The organism is Mycetocola saprophilus, from assembly GCF_000718085.1.
GTDB lineage: Bacteria > Actinomycetota > Actinomycetes > Actinomycetales > Microbacteriaceae > Mycetocola > Mycetocola saprophilus.
This window is the reverse complement of sequence record NZ_JOEC01000002.1, coordinates 266,285-282,785: the sequence shown is the minus strand read 5'-3', so window position 1 is coordinate 282,785 and position 16,501 is coordinate 266,285. Positions and strand designations below refer to the sequence as shown.

Below are 16,501 nucleotides of genomic sequence, written 5' to 3'. Positions count from 1 at the left end.
GACCGTGATCGTGCGCATTTTGCCAGGCGATACGGTACCGGCGAACCCCGCAACACACCGTAGGATAAAGAGCATGTCCAAGGTTCTTTCTTCTCTCCCCGTAGGCGAGCGCGTCGGTATTGCCTTCTCCGGCGGCCTCGATACCTCCTGTGCAGTCGCGTGGATGCGCGATAAGGGCGCGATCCCCTGCACCTACACCGCCGATATCGGTCAGTACGACGAGCCCGACATTGACGGCGTCACCGCCCGTGCCCTCGAGTACGGTGCCGAGCTGGCCCGCTTTGTCGACGCCAAGCGTGCACTCGTGGAGGAGGGCTTCATCGCCCTCCAGACCGGTGCCTTCAACGTGCGCTCCGGCGGCAAGACCTACTTCAACACCACCCCCCTCGGCCGCGCCGTGACCGGCACCCTGCTGGTCCGCGCCATGAAGGAGGATGGCGTGGAGATCTGGGGCGACGGATCCACCTATAAGGGCAACGACATCGAGCGGTTCTACCGCTACGGCCTGATGGCCAACCCCGCACTGCGCATCTACAAGCCCTGGCTCGACAGCCAGTTTGTGGAGGAGCTCGGTGGACGCCAGGAGATGAGCGAGTGGCTCGTCGAGCACGGCTACCCCTACCGCGACTCCGCCGAGAAGGCCTACTCGACCGACGCCAACATCTGGGGTGCCACCCACGAGGCGAAGAAGCTTGAGTTCCTCGACGCCGGACTCGACATCGTCGAGCCCATCATGGGTGTCGCCGCCTGGCGCGAAGACGTCGAAATCGCCACCGAGGAGGTGTCGGTTCGGTTCGAGGCCGGCCGTCCCGTCGCGATCAACGGCGTCGAGTACACCGACCCGGTTGCCCTCGTCTACGAGGCCAACGCCATCGGTGGCCGTCACGGCCTGGGCACCTCCGACCAGATCGAGAACCGCATCATCGAGGCCAAGTCTCGCGGTATCTACGAGGCTCCGGGTATGGCGCTGCTGCACATCACCTATGAGCGCCTGGTCAACGCGATCCACAACGAGGACACCCTCACCAGCTACCACACCGACGGTCGCAAGCTCGGTCGCCTGATGTACGAGGGCCGCTGGCTCGACCCGCAGGCCCTGATGCTGCGCGAGTCGCTGCAGCGCTGGGTTGGCTCGGCCATAACCGGTGAGGTCACCCTGCGACTGCGTCGCGGCGACGACTACACGATCCTGAACACCACGGGTCCGAACCTCAGCTACCACCCCGAGAAGCTCTCGATGGAGCGCACCGTCGGTGCCGCGTTTGGCCCGGAGGACCGCATCGGTCAGCTGACCATGCGCAACCTCGACATCGCCGACTCGCGGGCCCGCCTCGAGCAGTACGCGGCCCTCGGCCTCGTCGGCGGCGCCACCGCCGAGCTCGTCGGTGAGCTGGAGCAGGGTGCCGCGGCGAAGATCGCCGAGGCCGTTGGCGGCATCGACGCCGACGCCGACACCCTGGGTCTCTCGGCCGCGTTCGAGACCGGCACCGACTAGCCCAGGCTCGTTCCCACCGGGCTCACGCCCACACACACTGCCCGCCCGGATCATGATCCGGGCGGGCAGTGTGTTTTACGTGGGTTAGGCGCTCGGGATGCGCTTGGGCGCGAGCTGCGGTTCCTGCTTGAACTGTCCGGTGAGGGCCAGGACCAGCACGATGATCGCGATGACGATCCATCCCGAAACCCCCAGCGGGTTCACCAGGGTCAGGTTCATCGGGGCACCCGCCGCCGAGAGCAGGAAGATCAGACCCGCCGAGGCGTTGAGGGCACCGTGGCCGATGACCGCGGGCCAGATCGAGCCGGTGCGCAGCCGCACCCAGCCGAACAGCATGCCCCACAGCACACAGCCGACCACCATCGTCAGCACACCCCAGAGATCGGGCTGGCTGAAGTTGTGGCCCAGCAGGGTAACCGGCGCGTGCCAGACACCCCAGATCACGCCGCTGAGGATCAGCGCGGGCCAGATGCCCAGCGGACGCAGCGCCGGCAGCAGCCAGCCGCGCCAGCCAATTTCCTCGCCGAACGCGGGGATCGCGTTGAACAGGGCACCGAGTGGGATCGAGAGGATCTGCGCGATGACGATCGTCCCGATCAGCGACTCATCCACGGGCAGCGCGGGGCCGAGCATTGCCCGGAAGCCGGAGAAGGTCACCAGGTCGAGGGTGACCCATCCAAACAGCGTCGAGATGCCCAGGCAGGCGGCAACCAGCAACAGCGGCACGAACGCCGCCAACACCATGAACCACACCACGCGCTTGGCCGGGCGCAGCGGCCAGATCCCGAGGAAACGCAGGCGTTCCCCGCGCGGCACCTTCATCGCGAACACCACCACGAGGACAGCGAGCAGCGGGGTGAACATCATCGCCGCGGGCAGAATCCCACCCAGCAGCGGGTACGCCGGACCGGCTTTCTCGACCACCCACAGCGGCAGGATCACCAGCCAGGCCAGCGCCCACGCCACCACCGTAAAAACGATGACCGCGGCCCAGGGCACGCGCGCTACTCGGTCGGGCCGCGTTTCGGCTTTCGGAAAGTTGTTTTCGCTCACACCGGTGTCAGACATAATGGTTCCCGATTATCGCGGACGGCTTTGCCGGCTGTCCACCATCCGCCGCATTTCGGTCGAATTGTTATAACGACCGCGCACAAAACCGGCCCGCGATCGAGCCTGCAGCTTAGGCGAGGGCGGGCAGGAAGAAGAGCCCCGCGAGCTTTCCGTCGACTCCCCATGTGGTTCGGCAGGTCAGGGTCCCCGCTTCAAATTCCAGCCGCGTCTCGTCGACGACGTATTCCCCCACCACCAGGGCGGCACCCTCGCCGAACCCCTCCCACCGCCCCACGGAGGCGATCAGCCCCGACCAAACGGCATCGAGCTTTTCCGCCGTCAACGCGCTTGCGGCTTCCTCACCAAAATAGGTGGTGATCGCGACGTCGGTTTTTGACGAAGCGAGCGCTCGCACAACTTCTTTAGCTCGCTCGGGAGCCTCCAACAACAATTTCTTAATCATGGCCTGGCCCTTCCCTTCCTGCTCTTTGGTACCTGAACCAAACCGCTGGAAAGCGGCCTGCCTTGTGACGCCAAGGCTCTGCCCGATCGCGGACCACGTGACGTTTTCATCCCTCGCCTTGGATACCTCTTCATGCAGAGTCGAATCGGCAAGCGCCCGAAGGGCGTCCAGCGCCGCGATGCGATTCACACTGGCCACGGGCGCGGAAACGACCGCATTAAGCGCGAGCATCAACCGATCATCATTTGCCATGTTGTAAAGGATACCTTTACATGTCTCGGTCGGTCAAGAGCCTGCGAAGCCAACGCCCCACCCTCATGCGCGCTACCGCGGACCAAACCTTCGGCCTCGAACGGGCGCGCCACCCTCGGGGAAGAGTGCGGTCGCCCGTTTCAGCGCGGCGATCCCCTCGGCGAACGTCCCGGCGAACCGGCTGAGCTGAGCTTCGGGGATGCCGTTCCCTGCCGCGACCTCCCGCCATCGCCCCAGCGCGGCACCCGCCTGATGCAGACACTTACGCGCCTCGGCCGGGCTCAACCGGCAGGTGGTGGCGAGCTGCACCAACCCCTCGGCGGCAAACTCGCCACTGTCTGCGCCACCGATGGCCGTTTGGCGCTGCGAGGAGTTCGGGTTCGGATTGATGTCAAACGCCGGGCTCAGCACCCAGCCACGCGACTTTCGTAGGAATCCGTGGTTGCGAAGGTGATCATCGGTATTGTTGAGCCCCACGTTGACGGCGGCACGCAGGAAGAGCTGCCGCCGATCGGTCAGAGCTTCGGCACTGATCTCCGTCAGCATCTCGGCAATCTCGACGTAGTCGGCAGATTCCCCATCGCGGTGCTCCAGCAGGGTCATCGCGCTCATATAGCCAATACGGTGGCCCTCATCGCTACGATCGAAACGATCAAGCAGGAGCAGGTGCCGACCGTCAATCCGAATCAGGCGATGCGTCGCGACGCGCACCCCGGCCGCCTCGGCAAGCTCCAGGGCGGTGGCCTCCCACGCCATCACGTCCCAGTCATCCTCGCGATGCGGGAACTTCGCGATCATCAGGCGATCATTTTCTCCCCGCACCGATGCCTTGGGCCGCGCGCCACCCAGCGAACCGGTACCCGCGGCAAGGAGCAGCTTCACCGCCTCAAGCCCGTCCTCTCCATCGTTTGCGGCGGCCTCGGCCGCGCGCAGCAGCTCGGGCAACATCAGGAGCCTCGGCACCGCGGTTTCCACGTCAATGAAGGCCCCGTTCGGGTCCACTCGGAAGCGCAGCGCACCCTGCCGGGTGAGGTCGGCGACCCCCGCCAGAAAATCTACGTCGTCCAGGCTGTCCGCCCGGCGGTTCTCCCCTAGCGCCGTCGCACGCTCACGCTTGGCGATGAGGTTGCGCCCCCACCGGTCCGGCGCCGAATCCGAGAAGGCTCCGGGCAGGCCCTCCACGTGCTGAGCACCCGAAACCAGTTCCAGGGCGGGATCCAACCGGTACGCACGCGGGTGCTCAAGGTAGGTCGGGTCGCATTGGAACGTCGTGGCGGTCAGCCGGCCCCGGCTGCGATGGAACTGCGCGTTTCCGGCGAAGATCGTCTCACCCTCGATCTCAACGTGCACCTCCAGGCTGTCCGCGTGGGTCATCGCACGCGCTTTCGGTTGAGCAGCCCGGCGCGGGCACGGCCGAGGTCGGTGCTCAGCGGATCGAGCGCATCGGCCAGGGTCTTCAGGACGCCCAGCGCCCGCGCGACGCGCAGCACCACGTGGAAGCTCACCGTGGGGTCGCCATGCTCCACCTTGCGCAGGGTGTCTCGACTGATGTCTGCCCGCTCGGCCACCTGGGTGGTGGTGAGTCCGAGGATCTTGCGCCATCCCGCGAGGTCTTCGCCCATGCTTTTGGCGGCCTGGACGACGGGTACCGACAGCTCAACAGCCATGAAAACTCCTCCGATAACGACGAGCCGGATAGGCAGAAAGTCGCTTAAGGGAGATGTTACTCGTCAATATGACGAAAAGATACTGGCATTTCCATTCCCACCAACGCGAACAAAACAGACTGCCCGCCCGGATCACGATCCGGGCGGGCAGTCTGTTTGAGCGGGTGAAACTAGATCAGCTTCTTTTCCTTGAGCCAATCGGTGGCCAGCTGCTTGGGGCTGGCCTTCTCGGCTCCCTGGTTCTTACCGTTGAGCTCGATCAGGTCGTCGGTGGTCAGCTCGGCCGAAACCTTGTTGAGCACCTCGGCAACCTTGTCCGTGTTGGCCTTCTTGCTCACCAGCGGGATGACGTTCTGCGGCAGAATCATGTTCTTCGGATCCTCAAGGGTCACGAAGCCGTTCTCCTTGATCGCCGGGGTGGTCGAGAAGATGTCCGCGAGGTCCACGGTGCCATCCTTCAGCGCACCCACGGTCAGCGGCCCGCCCGAGTCGCTCAGCGGCACAAACTTGATCTTGGCGGCGCTCAGACCGTAGATCGACTCCAGTCCGGGAGGACCGTAGGGACGCTGCTCCAGCTCGGGGTTACCACCCACGGTCAGGTCGCGATCGAGGCCCGCGAGGTCCGCGAGGCTCTTCACGTTGTTCTGCTCGCTGAACTCCTTGGTGACGTTATAGGAGTCCTTATTCTCCGCCGGCGAGGCCTTGAGGACCGCAAGACCGTTGGTCAGCGCGGTGCCCAGCTCCTTCTCGACCTCCTCGGAGGTCGACGCCTTGGAGTCCTTGTCGAATGCCTGCAGCAGGTTACCCGAGTACTCGGGCACAATGTCGAGGGATCCGTCTTCCAGGGCCTTGAGGTAGACGTCGCGCTGGCCGATCTGGCCCTTGAAGTCGACCTTGATGTCCTTGGCTTCGAGCGCCTGTGCGTAGATCTGCGCGATGATCTCGTTCTCGGCGAAGGCCGCCGAACCGATAGCGATGGTGTCTCCGGCGGCGCTGCTGCCGCCACCGCTCAGCGGGTCGCCGCTGGCACAGGCGCTGAGGGCAAAGATCGCGCCGGCGGCCATGGCCAGGGTCAGTCCCCGTTTTGCTCCACGAATATTCATGCTGCTGTCCTCTCGGTAGGGGTTTTACTGCGTCGGTTGCCGCGGGCCGCGCGCACCCCCGTGGGGAGCACCGCCTTACCCACAAGCAGGAATAGAAGGTCAAGAATCAGGGCCAGCGCGGCCACCAGGAGCGCGCCGGCGAGCATCTGCGGATAGTCCCGCAGCGGAAGCGCATCAAATAGGAAGCGCCCCAGGCCGCCGAGGGATATATAGGCGGCGACCGTGGCGGTCGCGACCACCTGCAGCATCGCCGAACGCAGCCCACCCACGATCAGCGGCAGCGCCAGCGGGAACTCCACCCGCCAGAGGATCTGCCACTCGGTCAGGCCCAGCGCTCGCGAGGCATCCACGGTGGCCGGATCCACTGACTCAACCCCGGCATACGCCCCGGCGAGGATCGGCGGAATGGCCAACACCACCAGCACGATCAGCGTGGGGATGATCGCCAGGCGCACCCCGAAGCCGAACTGCACGGCGATAAACACCAGCAAACCCAGGGTCGGCATCGCGCGCAGCGCGCCGCTCAGGCCCACCACGAGTCCGCGGCCGCGACGGGTGTGACCGATCGCCAGGCCGGCGGCCAGCGCGATCACCCCGGCGATCAGCAGGGTCATCCCGGTGATTGCCAGGTGCTCCAGCAGGCGCGTGGGAATCCCGCGCGAGCCGGTCCAGTGTGCGGGATCCAGCAACCAGTTCAGGCCATCAAGCATTCGTGGTCACCTCCAGGGTCTCCGCATTGGTCTTGTTGCGCACCCGGCGCGTGCGCGACCAGGGCAGCAGGGCCTTGCCGATCAGCACGATGATCAGGTCGAAGATCAGCGCGATCAGGACCGTACCCACGATGCCCACGCCGATCTCAAACGGAAACGAACGCTGGGTACCATCGGTAAACAGGTAGCCCAGCCCGCTCATTCCCACCAGTGCGCCCAGCGTGACCAGGCTCACCGTGCTGCTGGAAACCACGCGGGTCCCGGCGATGATGATCGGTCCGGCCAGTGGCAACTGGACCTGCCAGAAGCGCCGCCACGGGCCGTAGCCCAGCGCGGTCGCGGCATCCAGCACCTGCGGCGAAACCTGGTCGAACGCGTCGGCGGCGGTGCGCACGAGCAGCGCGACCGCGTACAGGGTCAGCGCGGCGATCAGGTTGATCGGGTCGAGGATCTGGGTGCCGAGGATCGTGGGCATCGCGATGATCAGCGCCAGCGACGGGATCGTATAGAGCAGCCCGGCAATGGTCAGCAGGGTGCCGCGACCCCAGCGATAGCGGTGCGCGACCCAGCCCAGCGGGACCGAGATGATCAGCCCCAGCAGGATCGGCGGCACGCTCAGCGCCACGTGTGTGAGCACCAGGGCCCACACATCGGAGAGGTTCTCGAAGAGCCAACTCATCGAGTGGTATCCACCTCCGGGGCCTCGTTCTCGGAGCCAAGCTCCCCCGAATTCGGCGAAGTGGTATCCACCTCCGGGGCCTCGTTCTCGGAGCCAAGCTCCCCCGAATTCGGCGAAGTGGTATCCACCCCCGGAGCCTCAGAGGACGAGCCAAGCTCCCCCGGCGTATCCAGGCCCGGCAGATCTGCCGCCTCGGTGCCGAGCGTGATCTCGCCCAGGTGCTCATCGCGTCCGCCGGCACCGACCGAGACCGGGCCGGTCGCGGTTTCGGCGCCGAGGACACCGGCAATGCGGCCGGTCCCGTCCACGACGAGGGTGCGGCCCTCGCTTTGGCGCAGGGTCAGCGCGCGGCGGCCGCGGTCGGCACCGATGAAGTCGGCCACGAACTCGCTGGCCGGGTTGGAGAGAATCTCATCCGGGCTGCCGTGCTGGGCCACGTGTCCACCCCGGGAGAGGATAGTCACGTGGTCGCCGAGCAGGAATGCCTCGTCAATATCGTGGGTCACAAACACGATGGTCTTGGCCAGCTCGCGCTGGATGCGCAGCAGCTCCTCCTGCAGCTCGCGGCGCACGATCGGGTCCACCGCGCCGAAGGGCTCATCCATCAGCAGGATGTTCGGGTTCACGGCGAGCCCGCGGGCCACCCCCACGCGCTGCTGCTGGCCGCCCGAGAGTTCGGCCGGGTAGCGCTTGGCCAGTGCCGAATCCAGCCCCACGGTTTCCATCAGCTCATGGGCGCGCGCCACGGCCTCGGCCTTGGGCACACGATTGAGCAGCGGCACGGTCGCGATGTTCTGCAGCACCGTGCGGTGCGGCAGCAGGCCCGAGTTCTGCATCACGTAGCCGATCCGGCGGCGCAGGGTCACCGGGTTGAGGCTGGCGACGTCCTCATCGTCGATCAGGATGCGACCCGAGGTGGGTTCCACCATGCGGTTGATCATCCGCAACAGGGTGGTTTTGCCGCTCCCCGAGGATCCCACAAACACGGTGATTTCGCGTGAGGGCAGGCGCAGCGAGAAGTTGTCCACCGCGAGGGTGCCATCCGGGAAGCGTTTCGAAATTCCGTCAAACTCGATCACAGATCATCCCCATCTCGCACGTTATGCGTGCGGTTGTGAGTACCTAGCGTAGACACTGCCCTCCGACATTGTGTGAATTGTTCCCGTTTTGTCATCTATTCGGAGCCGATCTATCCGCGGATTGACGCGGATCTCAGAATTTTTTGAAAAAGTTTGGAATGTGGGAATGGAACCCCATCCGGTTTAGTTTCATATGAATGGACTTCACGGAGCACCGTGCAAAGTATTCGGAATAAGAAAGGGTCATCATGACCACCTATCGCATCGGCTACATCGTTGGCAGCCTGTCCGCCAACTCCATCAACCGCAAGCTCGCCCTTGCACTGAAGGCCCTCGCCCCGGCGAACCTCGAATTCCACGAGATCGAGATCAAGGACCTGCCGCTGTACAACCACGACCTGGATGGCGCTTACCCCGCCGAGGCCGTCGCCCTCAAGGACGCGATCAACGCTTCCGACGCTCTGCTGTACGTAACCCCCGAGTACAACCGCTCCATTCCCGGCGCGCTGAAGAACGCCATCGACTGGGCCAGCCGCCCCTGGGGCCAGAACTCCCTGGGCAAGCCCTCCGCCGTGGTGGGTGCCTCGATCGGCGCCGTGGGCACCGCCGTTGCCCAGCAGCACCTCAAGGGCATCCTGAACTTCTCCGACGCCGCGCTGTTCAACCAGCCCGAGGTCTACCTGCAGTTCACCGAGGGCCTGATCACCGAGTCCGGTGAGGTCACCAACGAGGGAACCGCAGCCTTCCTGAAGGCATGGCTCGAGGGCTACGCAGCCTTCGTCGCCGCGCACGTCGCCAAGTAGTTTTCTTCCCCTAGCGACACCTACCGAACCCGAATATCGGTGCTAAAAGCCCGGGCACGGCTTGTGCCCGGGCTTTTTCGCGCCCACAATCACACCCACTGCCGCGCCCACGGCCGTGAGCAGACCCGTCGACAGCGCCTCGCGGCGGCGGCAGTCCACCTCTTTAGCGTGCGGCGACGGTCTCGGGATGCAGCGCGCTGGGCGGCATCCCGAACTCGCGCCCAAACGCGGTGGTGAACGCCGGCGGATTGGTATATCCCACCTGGACCGCCACGTAGGAGACCGCGTGTCCGGCGCGCAGCAGATCACTCGCCGCGGCCATGCGCATGTGGGTTCGCCACTGCCCAAAGGTGAAGCCGGTCTCCTCCACAAAGTGGCGCTGAAGGGTGCGCGCCGAGACCATCGCGCGCTGCGCCCACTGCTCCATGCTGAGCGGCGAAGCGGGGAACGCGGCCAGCGAGCGAGCCACCCCCAGGGCTCGCGGATCGGCCGGATAGCGCGGCCCGGCGGCGGGCACCTCGGTGCACACGCAGCGCCGCAGCTGGGTGATCTTCGCGGCCCGCTCACTCGCGGTGGTGAGCCCGGGCTGCAACAGCACGCGGCCCACCTCCTCGATCTCCGGCGTACGCGAAATCGCCCGTACCCGGGACTTGGCGGTCCCAAACTCGGCGACCTGGATATACAGCGGCAGCAGCAGCGAGCCGGGATCCGGACGCACCTCGTGCGCGAGCCCGGCCGGTATCCACAGCGCCCGCTCGGGATCCACCCGAAAGCGAGCTCCATCCAGAATCAGGGTCGCGCCGCCGCTGATCACCCAGGTGAGCTCGTGGCTCTCATGCGCGTACCCCCAGGAATTCGGCGCGGCGGCGGCCGTCTCGACCGGGGCCGTACCCGCGGTGTCCAAAACTCGAAGTCCCGATGTCCATCCCACCAAAATATTAAAACATAGGTTCGCCTAACCTAAAAGCTCACCGGAATTTTAGTCCCCGAAAGAGGTGGGTTTTGGCCCAGCAGCACCGTGTCCATCCGGGCACCACCCGGGTCAGGCACCCGCTCCATGCCCGCACGCTGACCGTGCACGCGATCCGTCGTCTCTCGGCCTCGCTGATCGAGCTGCGTCTGCACGGCGACTTCGAGGCCGCACCGCTGGTCTCGGTGCGCGGTGGCATGGCCGAACACGTCAAGCTGATCGTGCCCGATGCGCAGACCGGAGTGCTGTCGGTTCCGCGGATTGTGGATGGACGCATCGCCGCACCCCTGAACGGTGGGGCCTGGAGCTCCCGCGACTACACGGTGCGCGCGTTCCATCCGGCCACCACCCAGACCCCGGCCGAGCTGGTGCTGTGGGGCGTCGAACACCCGCACGGTCCGGTGGGGGCCTGGGTGGCCCAGGCCACCATCGGCGACACCGTGGGCGTGCTCGGGCCACGCGGTTCCGAGCTCTTCCCCGAAAACTATCAGCACTATCTCATCGGGGCCGACGAGACGGCCCTGCCCGCCCTGGCCCGCTGGATCGAGGAGGCCCCGGCCTGCGCCCACCTCACGGTTTTTGCCGAGGTGGAAAGCCCCGCCGCGCGAATCGAGCTGCCGCATCGGGAAAACACCACGGTCACCTGGCTGGATCGCGGTGCCGGGGAGAGCCTTGCCGCCGCGATTACCGCAAGCTCGTGCGACCTCTCGGCGAGCTTTGTCTGGGTGGCCGGGGAGGCGAGCGCCCTGATCCCGCTGCGCCGGCACCTCCTCGGCGAGCGCGGCCTGCACCGCGATCAGATCGATGTGTCCGGCTACTGGAAACGCGGGATCGCCGATCTTGATCACCATGCGCCCCTGGACGCCGACGATCCCCAGAACTAACACCACTTTCCCCGCAATACCCCAACGATTTGGAGACCCCATGACCACATCCGTGCGCCCTTCGCGGCTGCTCAAGACCCTCGGTGCCCTGGCACTGGCCCTCGGGCTGACCGCCTCGCTGGCGGCCTGCGCCCCGGCAAGCGGATCCACCGGCGAGGCCACCACCGCATCGGACAGTGCGGACTCGGGAGTCTGGCCCCGCACCATCACCCACGAACTCGGTAAAACCACCATTCCCGCGCAGCCCAAGAAGGTTGTCTCCACCTCGCTGACCCTCACCGGAACCCTGCTCGCGATCGACGCCCCGATCGCCGCCTCCGCCGCCGGAACCCCCGGTAACGGCCTGGACAAGAACGGGTTCTTCGACCAGTGGGGCGAGGTGGCCAGCAAGCGGGGTGTGGACGTGCTCTACCCCAACCTGGAACTGGACCTGGAATCGGTCACCGCGGCCAAGCCCGACCTGATCGTCATCTCGATGACCGGTGCCGACAGCACCAAGGATGCCTATGAGCAGCTGAGCAAGATTGCCCCGACCATCGCGCTGAACTACAGCACGCAGAGCTGGGAGGACATCGCCAAGCAGCTCGGCCCGGCGCTGGGTCTGGAGAAGAAGGTGGACGAGACCATCAGCGACTTCTCGGGCAAGATCGCCGAGGCCAAGGCCAAGATCGCCGCACCGGCCGGGAACGTGCAGGCAGTTGTCTTCAACGGCGCCCAGGAGGACACCGCGTTTGCCCTGACCACCGGACCGCACAACGCGCTGCTGACCGAACTGGGTCTGCCCATCACCAACCCCGAGTTCCCCGGCGACAAGCCCGCCGCCTCGGATCGCAAGGACTTCCAGTTCCTCTCCGCCGAGAACGCGGTGGTCTCGCTGACCGCCCCGACCGTGCTGCTGGTGAGCGCCGATGACGCCACCAGGGAGAAGCTGGTGTCGGCCCCGGCCTTTGCCAACATCCCCGCGCTGAACGGCGGCACCGTGGTCCCGCTGGGTCTGAACTCCTTCCGCATCGACTATTACAGTGCGCTGGAAGTTGCAAACACCCTCGTCAATGCCTTCCGAGCGTAAACGAAACCTCACGTGGGTTCTGACCGGTGGCGGAGTACTGCTGATCATCCTGGTGATCCTCAGCTTCGCCACCGGTTCTCACGTGATCGAGTTCGGGACGCTGTGGCGAGCGCTCACCAACTTTGACCCCAAGAACAACGACCATGTGATCCTCGCCCACCTGCGCTTCCCACGCACGGTCATCGGGATCCTGGCCGGCTGCGCCCTCGGGGTGGCCGGGGCGGCGATGCAGGCACTGACCCGCAATCCGCTGGCCGAGCCCGGACTGCTCGGGATCAACGCCGGGGCCGCCGCCGGAGTGGTGACCGGGTTGGTGTTTTTCCCGGCGGTCTCCGGCTTCGGCAGCATCCTGCTGGCCTTCGCCGGCGCGGCCGCCGCCTCGGTCCTGGTGTTCACCCTCGGCGGGGCCCTGCGCACCCCGAGTAATCCGGTGCGGCTGGTGCTTGCCGGGGCGGCGACCGGAGCGATCCTCGGGGCCTACACCTCGGCGCTGCTGCTCAACGTGCCCACGGCGTTCACCTCGTTTCGGGCGTGGGATGCCGGCTCGCTGCAGGGCCGTCCGTGGGATGCGATCCTCGCCCCGGGACTCGCCATCGCCGCAGGCCTGATCCTCGCCCTGCTGCTGGGGCGCTCACTCAATGCGGCCGCCCTTGGACAGGACCTCAGCCGCGCGGTGGGGGCATCGCCTCGGCGAATCACCCTGCTCACCGGCATCTGCATCGTGATGCTCGCCGGTGGGGCCACCGCGCTGGCCGGGCCGATCAGCTTTGTGGGCCTCGCCGCCCCGATGCTCGCCCGCACCCTGGTGGGTCCGGATCATCGCTGGCTGCTACCCACCTCGATGATCCTCTCCGCCGACCTCCTGCTGGCCGCCGATATCCTCGGCCGCCTGATCCTCTGGCCCAGCGAGCTGCAGGCCGCGATCGTCATGGCCCTGATCGGAGCCCCCGTGTTTATCTTTATCGTGCGCCGCCGGAAGCTGGTGCAGCTGTGACCCCGCAAGACACCCTGGCCCCGGGATTTCGAGCGCTGACCCTGAACCACGGGCGGATCAGCCTGCGCTGGCATCCGCGCACGGTGATCAGCTGCGCGGTGCTGATCGTAATCGCGCTGGCCGTGGGGTGTGCCTCGCTCAGCCAGGGCAAGCTGGAACTCTCCCCCGGGGAGCTGTGGACGATCCTGATCGGGCAGGGCGATTCCGCCGCGACCTCGATCGTCTGGGAGATTCGGATGCCCCGGGTCCTCACCGGCCTGTTCACCGGCGCGTGTCTGGCGATCTCCGGTGCGGTGTTCCAGTCGCTCTCCCGGAACGCGCTGGGTTCTCCCGACCTGATCGGATTCACCTCGGGGGCCGCCACCGGCGCGGTCGCGGCGATCATGCTCGCCGGGGCCGGGGTGGTGGCCGTGGGCCTCGCCTCGATTGCCGGCGGGCTGGTCACCGCGATCGCCGTCTACGTGCTCGCCCGCAAGAACGGCGAGACCGACGGTCAGCGCCTGATCCTGGTGGGTATTGGGGTGGGCGCGCTGCTTCAGGCGGTCACCGTGATTCTGCTGACCCGCGGGCACGCGGATATCGCCATCGGCGCGCAGATGTGGCTCACCGGCACGCTCAACCTGCGGGGATGGGACAACGTGGCCACCGTGGGGATCGCGCTGGTCCTGCTGCTGCCCGCGCTGATCCTCGGGGCCCGGCACCTCAACGCGCTGGAATTTGACGAGGGGCTCGCCCGCCAGCTCGGCGTCAAAACCGAGCGGGTGCGGCTGCTCACGATGGGGGCCGGGGTTGCCCTGGTGGGCCTGGCTACCGCGGCGACCGGACCGATCGGCTTTGTTGCCCTCGCCGCCCCACACCTCGCCCGCCGCCTGGTGCGGGTCTCCCACGTGCCGCTGGCGGCATCGGCGTGCCTCGGCGCGACCCTGCTGCTGGCCGCCGACCTGCTCGGCCAGGTTCTGCCGATTGCCGCCAAGCTCCCGGTGGGACTGATGACCGGCGTACTCGGCGGCTTCTACCTGCTCTGGCTCCTCCTCCGAAAGACACCATGACCATTCCCCTCCAGGCCCGAGGCGTGACCCTCGGCTATGACACCACCGTGGTGGCCGAAAACCTCAGCGTAGACATCCCCGATGGTCGCTTCACGGTGATCATCGGCCCCAACGCCTGCGGTAAATCCACCCTGCTCAGCGCGCTCTCCCGGCTCACCCGGCCGCGGGCGGGCCAGGTCCTGCTGGACGGTGCGGACATCCACGCACTGGACACCCGCACGGTCGCCCGCCGGCTGGGTCTGCTCCCGCAGGGATCGGTCGCCCCGCACGGCATCTCGGTGCTCGACCTGATCTCCCGCGGACGCTTCGCCCATCAGGGCCTGCTGCGCCGCTGGAGCGAGGATGATCGCGAGGCCACTCGCTACGCGATGGAGGCCACCGGGGTTACCCACCTCGCCCAGCGCAACGTGGATGAGCTCTCCGGCGGACAGCGTCAGCGCGTCTGGCTGGCGATGGTACTCGCCCAGCAGACCCCGCTCGTGCTGCTGGATGAGCCCACCACCTACCTTGATCTCTCCCACCAGCTGGACACCCTGCGCCTGTGCCGCTCCCTCGTCCAAAACGAGGGCAAAACCCTGGTTGCCGTGCTGCACGACCTCAACCAGGCCGCCCGCTATGCCGATCACGTGATCGCGCTGAACGAGGGCCGGGTGATCGCCACCGGCAGTCCCGAGGAGGTGGTGACCTCGGAGATTGTGCGCAGCGTCTTCAACGTGGATGCGCTGGTGATTCCCGATCCGGTCACCGGACGCCCGCTGATTGTCCCCACCGAGAAGGAGCTTCCCGCCCGTGGATAACGAACTTACCCCCACCCCAACCGCGCCGAGTGGAGCCCCACTCCCGGCCGCGCCCGCCTGGCTTGCCGGGTGGCAGCGGCGGCTGAGCGGGGTGGCGATGCCCCCGGCAACCGACCGAGCGGTGCCGGTTTCCGCGATGGCTGCCTCCTCGGTGACGGCCCCGTCGACCCGGGCAACCGAGGAGGACTTTTGGGACGAGGTGTCCATCTCTCCGGTGCTCGGGGAGGCTCGGGTCGTGGAGGGCACCGCGCTGCGCGAGGTCACCTTCCTCTGGGAGGGGGATCAGCCCGAGGTCATGGTGCACATCAACTCGCTCACCGATGCGCATCGTCACGACATCACTCCGGCACTGCTGAAGCGCATCCCCGGGACCCGCATTCGCCACATCAGCTACCTGCTGCCCGAGGACATCCTGGCCGGGTACCGGTTTGTCACCGACACCCATATTCCGCGCGATGTGGGGGCCACTCGCCCCGGTTGGAAGCGGATCCATGAGCGCGGGGTACCCGATCCACGTAATCCGCGCACACTGCCGCATCCGCTGGGCGAAACCTCCTCGATGCTCGTGATGCCCGGCTTTGCCGCACACGACGCCTGGGACCCGGCACTTCCCGCGCGCCACCGCGGCGAGCGCCGCACCCTGCGTACCGAGCCGCACCTCTCCCCCGCGCGCACGGTCTTTCTCTACACCCCGCCCGAGGCGGTCACCCGGCTGCTGGTCCTCTTTGATGGGGATCGCTGGGACGCCCTGAATCTCCCCGACGCCCTCGACCGGTTTGGCGCACCGGGTCTCGCGGTGGCGATGGTCTCGGCGATCTCCCCCGAGGATCGGCAGAGCGATCTCCCCCACCCCGAGCGGATCGCCGCGATCCTGCGGGTCGAGATACTGCCCGCGGTGGCCGAGGCGCTGGGGCAGGAGCTTGATCCGGCGAGGATCATCGTGGCCGGGCAGAGCTACGGCGGCCTGGCCGCGGGGGCGCTGGTGCTAGAGCACCCGGATATCGCGCACACCGGAATCGTCCAGTCGGGATCCTTCCACTTCCGCGCGAACACCGAACCCAGCCCGCACGCCGAGGATCCCGGTGACGTCAGCGAGCGCCTGGCGAGCCGGAGACCCGGGCCCCAGACCGGCCGGCTGATCATGCAGCTGGGCTCCGAGGAGGGGATCCTGGTCCCGCAGGGCCGCCTACTGCGCGACCGGGCGCGTGCCGCGGGGTATCCGGTGAGCTACCGGGAGGTGCGCGGCGGCCACGATTTCGCCTGGTGGTCGCACGGGCTGTTCACGGCGTTGGAGGAGGCGCTGTACCCTTCGGGAGTGTGATGTCGGTCCGCCGAGAGATCCGCCGCCCGGTCATAATCGGTCATCCGGGAATCCGACACGGTCCGCGGTCGTTATTCTCCTCCACAACCGGCTCCGCAAGCGCGCCCGGATCACGC

General features: G+C 66.8%; 17 protein-coding genes. 8 read left to right on the top strand and 9 right to left on the bottom strand.

Translation table 11 applies throughout. The annotated features are described in order from the left end of the window. The first annotated feature begins 73 nt into the window (after window positions 1–73). Window positions 74–1,495 (top strand): argininosuccinate synthase, encoded by a 1,422-nt coding sequence (argG, locus tag IE92_RS0107125; protein ID WP_030147813.1) that lies wholly within the window; start codon window positions 74–76, stop codon window positions 1,493–1,495. A gap of 84 nt (window positions 1,496–1,579) precedes the next feature. On the opposite strand, the gene IE92_RS0107120 is transcribed toward argG, so the two are convergent. The 8 genes from IE92_RS0107120 to IE92_RS0107085 all read right to left on the bottom strand — a co-directional run bounded on the left by IE92_RS0107120 (window position 1,580) and on the right by IE92_RS0107085 (window position 8,498). Further along, entirely contained in the window at window positions 1,580–2,563 is a 984-nt protein-coding gene (locus tag IE92_RS0107120) for a CPBP family intramembrane glutamic endopeptidase (RefSeq protein ID WP_081863973.1), read from the bottom strand. Window positions 2,564–2,675: 112 nt separating this feature from the next. Beyond that, the gene (locus IE92_RS0107115) at window positions 2,676–3,260 is read right to left on the bottom strand and encodes a DUF3887 domain-containing protein (protein ID WP_030147811.1); all 585 of its coding nucleotides are present in this window, start codon (window positions 3,258–3,260) and stop codon (window positions 2,676–2,678) included. Window positions 3,261–3,332: 72 nt separating this feature from the next. Next, complete coding sequence (locus IE92_RS0107110; RefSeq protein WP_051701717.1) at window positions 3,333–4,634, bottom strand: type II toxin-antitoxin system HipA family toxin; 1,302 nt, start codon at window positions 4,632–4,634, stop codon at window positions 3,333–3,335. Then, window positions 4,631–4,927: a helix-turn-helix domain-containing protein gene (locus tag IE92_RS0107105; RefSeq protein WP_030147809.1), complete on the bottom strand. Its 297-nt coding sequence runs from the start codon at window positions 4,925–4,927 to the stop codon at window positions 4,631–4,633. The genes IE92_RS0107110 and IE92_RS0107105 overlap by 4 nt, the downstream gene beginning before the upstream one ends. A gap of 170 nt (window positions 4,928–5,097) precedes the next feature. Further along, window positions 5,098–6,030, bottom strand: a complete 933-nt coding sequence (locus tag IE92_RS0107100) for an ABC transporter substrate-binding protein (RefSeq protein ID WP_043321613.1) — start codon at window positions 6,028–6,030, stop codon at window positions 5,098–5,100. Further along, complete coding sequence (locus IE92_RS0107095) at window positions 6,027–6,740, bottom strand: ABC transporter permease (protein WP_030147807.1); 714 nt, start codon at window positions 6,738–6,740, stop codon at window positions 6,027–6,029. Before IE92_RS0107095 ends, IE92_RS0107100 begins: the two co-directional genes overlap by 4 nt. Next, window positions 6,733–7,419, bottom strand: a complete 687-nt coding sequence (locus IE92_RS0107090; protein WP_030147806.1) for an ABC transporter permease — start codon at window positions 7,417–7,419, stop codon at window positions 6,733–6,735. The genes IE92_RS0107095 and IE92_RS0107090 overlap by 8 nt, the downstream gene beginning before the upstream one ends. Continuing rightward, window positions 7,416–8,498 (bottom strand): ABC transporter ATP-binding protein, encoded by a 1,083-nt coding sequence (locus IE92_RS0107085; protein ID WP_081863974.1) that lies wholly within the window; start codon window positions 8,496–8,498, stop codon window positions 7,416–7,418. Before IE92_RS0107085 ends, IE92_RS0107090 begins: the two co-directional genes overlap by 4 nt. Before the next feature lie 248 nt (window positions 8,499–8,746). Here IE92_RS0107085 and IE92_RS0107080 point away from each other — a divergent pair, with 248 nt between their 5' ends. Further along, window positions 8,747–9,301, top strand: a complete 555-nt coding sequence (locus IE92_RS0107080) for an NADPH-dependent FMN reductase (RefSeq protein ID WP_030147804.1) — start codon at window positions 8,747–8,749, stop codon at window positions 9,299–9,301. A 163-nt stretch (window positions 9,302–9,464) separates the two neighbouring features. Here IE92_RS0107080 and IE92_RS17255 read toward each other — a convergent pair whose 3' ends face one another. Continuing rightward, window positions 9,465–10,232 carry a helix-turn-helix transcriptional regulator gene (locus tag IE92_RS17255; protein WP_156027452.1) on the bottom strand — a complete coding sequence of 256 codons (768 nt, stop codon included), beginning with the start codon at window positions 10,230–10,232 and terminating at the stop codon, window positions 9,465–9,467. Between the two features lie 71 nt (window positions 10,233–10,303). On the opposite strand from IE92_RS17255, the gene IE92_RS0107070 reads away from it, so the two are divergent. The 6 genes from IE92_RS0107070 to IE92_RS0107045 are packed head-to-tail and all read left to right on the top strand — an operon-like array spanning window position 10,304 to window position 16,385. Further along, window positions 10,304–11,155 carry a siderophore-interacting protein gene (locus IE92_RS0107070; protein ID WP_051701719.1) on the top strand — a complete coding sequence of 284 codons (852 nt, stop codon included), beginning with the start codon at window positions 10,304–10,306 and terminating at the stop codon, window positions 11,153–11,155. 40 nt (window positions 11,156–11,195) lie between these two features. Further along, the gene (fepB, locus tag IE92_RS0107065; RefSeq protein WP_030147801.1) at window positions 11,196–12,224 is read left to right on the top strand and encodes a Fe2+-enterobactin ABC transporter substrate-binding protein; all 1,029 of its coding nucleotides are present in this window, start codon (window positions 11,196–11,198) and stop codon (window positions 12,222–12,224) included. Next, the gene (locus IE92_RS0107060; protein WP_030147800.1) at window positions 12,208–13,218 is read left to right on the top strand and encodes a FecCD family ABC transporter permease; all 1,011 of its coding nucleotides are present in this window, start codon (window positions 12,208–12,210) and stop codon (window positions 13,216–13,218) included. Before fepB ends, IE92_RS0107060 begins: the two co-directional genes overlap by 17 nt. Then, window positions 13,215–14,267, top strand: a complete 1,053-nt coding sequence (locus tag IE92_RS0107055) for a FecCD family ABC transporter permease (RefSeq protein WP_156027451.1) — start codon at window positions 13,215–13,217, stop codon at window positions 14,265–14,267. Before IE92_RS0107060 ends, IE92_RS0107055 begins: the two co-directional genes overlap by 4 nt. Beyond that, window positions 14,264–15,064, top strand: a complete 801-nt coding sequence (locus tag IE92_RS0107050; RefSeq protein WP_030147798.1) for an ABC transporter ATP-binding protein — start codon at window positions 14,264–14,266, stop codon at window positions 15,062–15,064. The genes IE92_RS0107055 and IE92_RS0107050 overlap by 4 nt, the downstream gene beginning before the upstream one ends. Further along, window positions 15,057–16,385, top strand: a complete 1,329-nt coding sequence (locus tag IE92_RS0107045) for an enterochelin esterase domain-containing protein (RefSeq protein WP_030147797.1) — start codon at window positions 15,057–15,059, stop codon at window positions 16,383–16,385. The genes IE92_RS0107050 and IE92_RS0107045 overlap by 8 nt, the downstream gene beginning before the upstream one ends. Window positions 16,386–16,501 lie beyond the last annotated feature (116 nt).

Excerpts from the sequence above, each read along its gene's own strand:
- IE92_RS0107095 (WP_030147807.1), bottom strand. The coding sequence starts at position 6,740 with ATGCTTGATGGCCTGAACTGGTTGCTGGATCCCGCACACTGGACCGGC.
- IE92_RS0107080 (WP_030147804.1), top strand. The coding sequence starts at position 8,747 with ATGACCACCTATCGCATCGGCTACATCGTTGGCAGCCTGTCCGCCAAC.
- IE92_RS0107100 (WP_043321613.1), bottom strand. The coding sequence starts at position 6,030 with ATGAATATTCGTGGAGCAAAACGGGGACTGACCCTGGCCATGGCCGCC.
- IE92_RS0107050 (WP_030147798.1), top strand. The coding sequence starts at position 14,264 with ATGACCATTCCCCTCCAGGCCCGAGGCGTGACCCTCGGCTATGACACC.
- IE92_RS0107120 (WP_081863973.1), bottom strand. The coding sequence starts at position 2,563 with ATGTCTGACACCGGTGTGAGCGAAAACAACTTTCCGAAAGCCGAAACG.
- IE92_RS0107105 (WP_030147809.1), bottom strand. The coding sequence starts at position 4,927 with ATGGCTGTTGAGCTGTCGGTACCCGTCGTCCAGGCCGCCAAAAGCATG.
- IE92_RS0107060 (WP_030147800.1), top strand. The coding sequence starts at position 12,208 with ATGCCTTCCGAGCGTAAACGAAACCTCACGTGGGTTCTGACCGGTGGC.
- argG (WP_030147813.1), top strand. The coding sequence starts at position 74 with ATGTCCAAGGTTCTTTCTTCTCTCCCCGTAGGCGAGCGCGTCGGTATT.
- IE92_RS0107115 (WP_030147811.1), bottom strand. The coding sequence starts at position 3,260 with ATGGCAAATGATGATCGGTTGATGCTCGCGCTTAATGCGGTCGTTTCC.
- IE92_RS0107090 (WP_030147806.1), bottom strand. The coding sequence starts at position 7,419 with ATGAGTTGGCTCTTCGAGAACCTCTCCGATGTGTGGGCCCTGGTGCTC.
- fepB (WP_030147801.1), top strand. The coding sequence starts at position 11,196 with ATGACCACATCCGTGCGCCCTTCGCGGCTGCTCAAGACCCTCGGTGCC.
- IE92_RS0107110 (WP_051701717.1), bottom strand. The coding sequence starts at position 4,634 with ATGACCCACGCGGACAGCCTGGAGGTGCACGTTGAGATCGAGGGTGAG.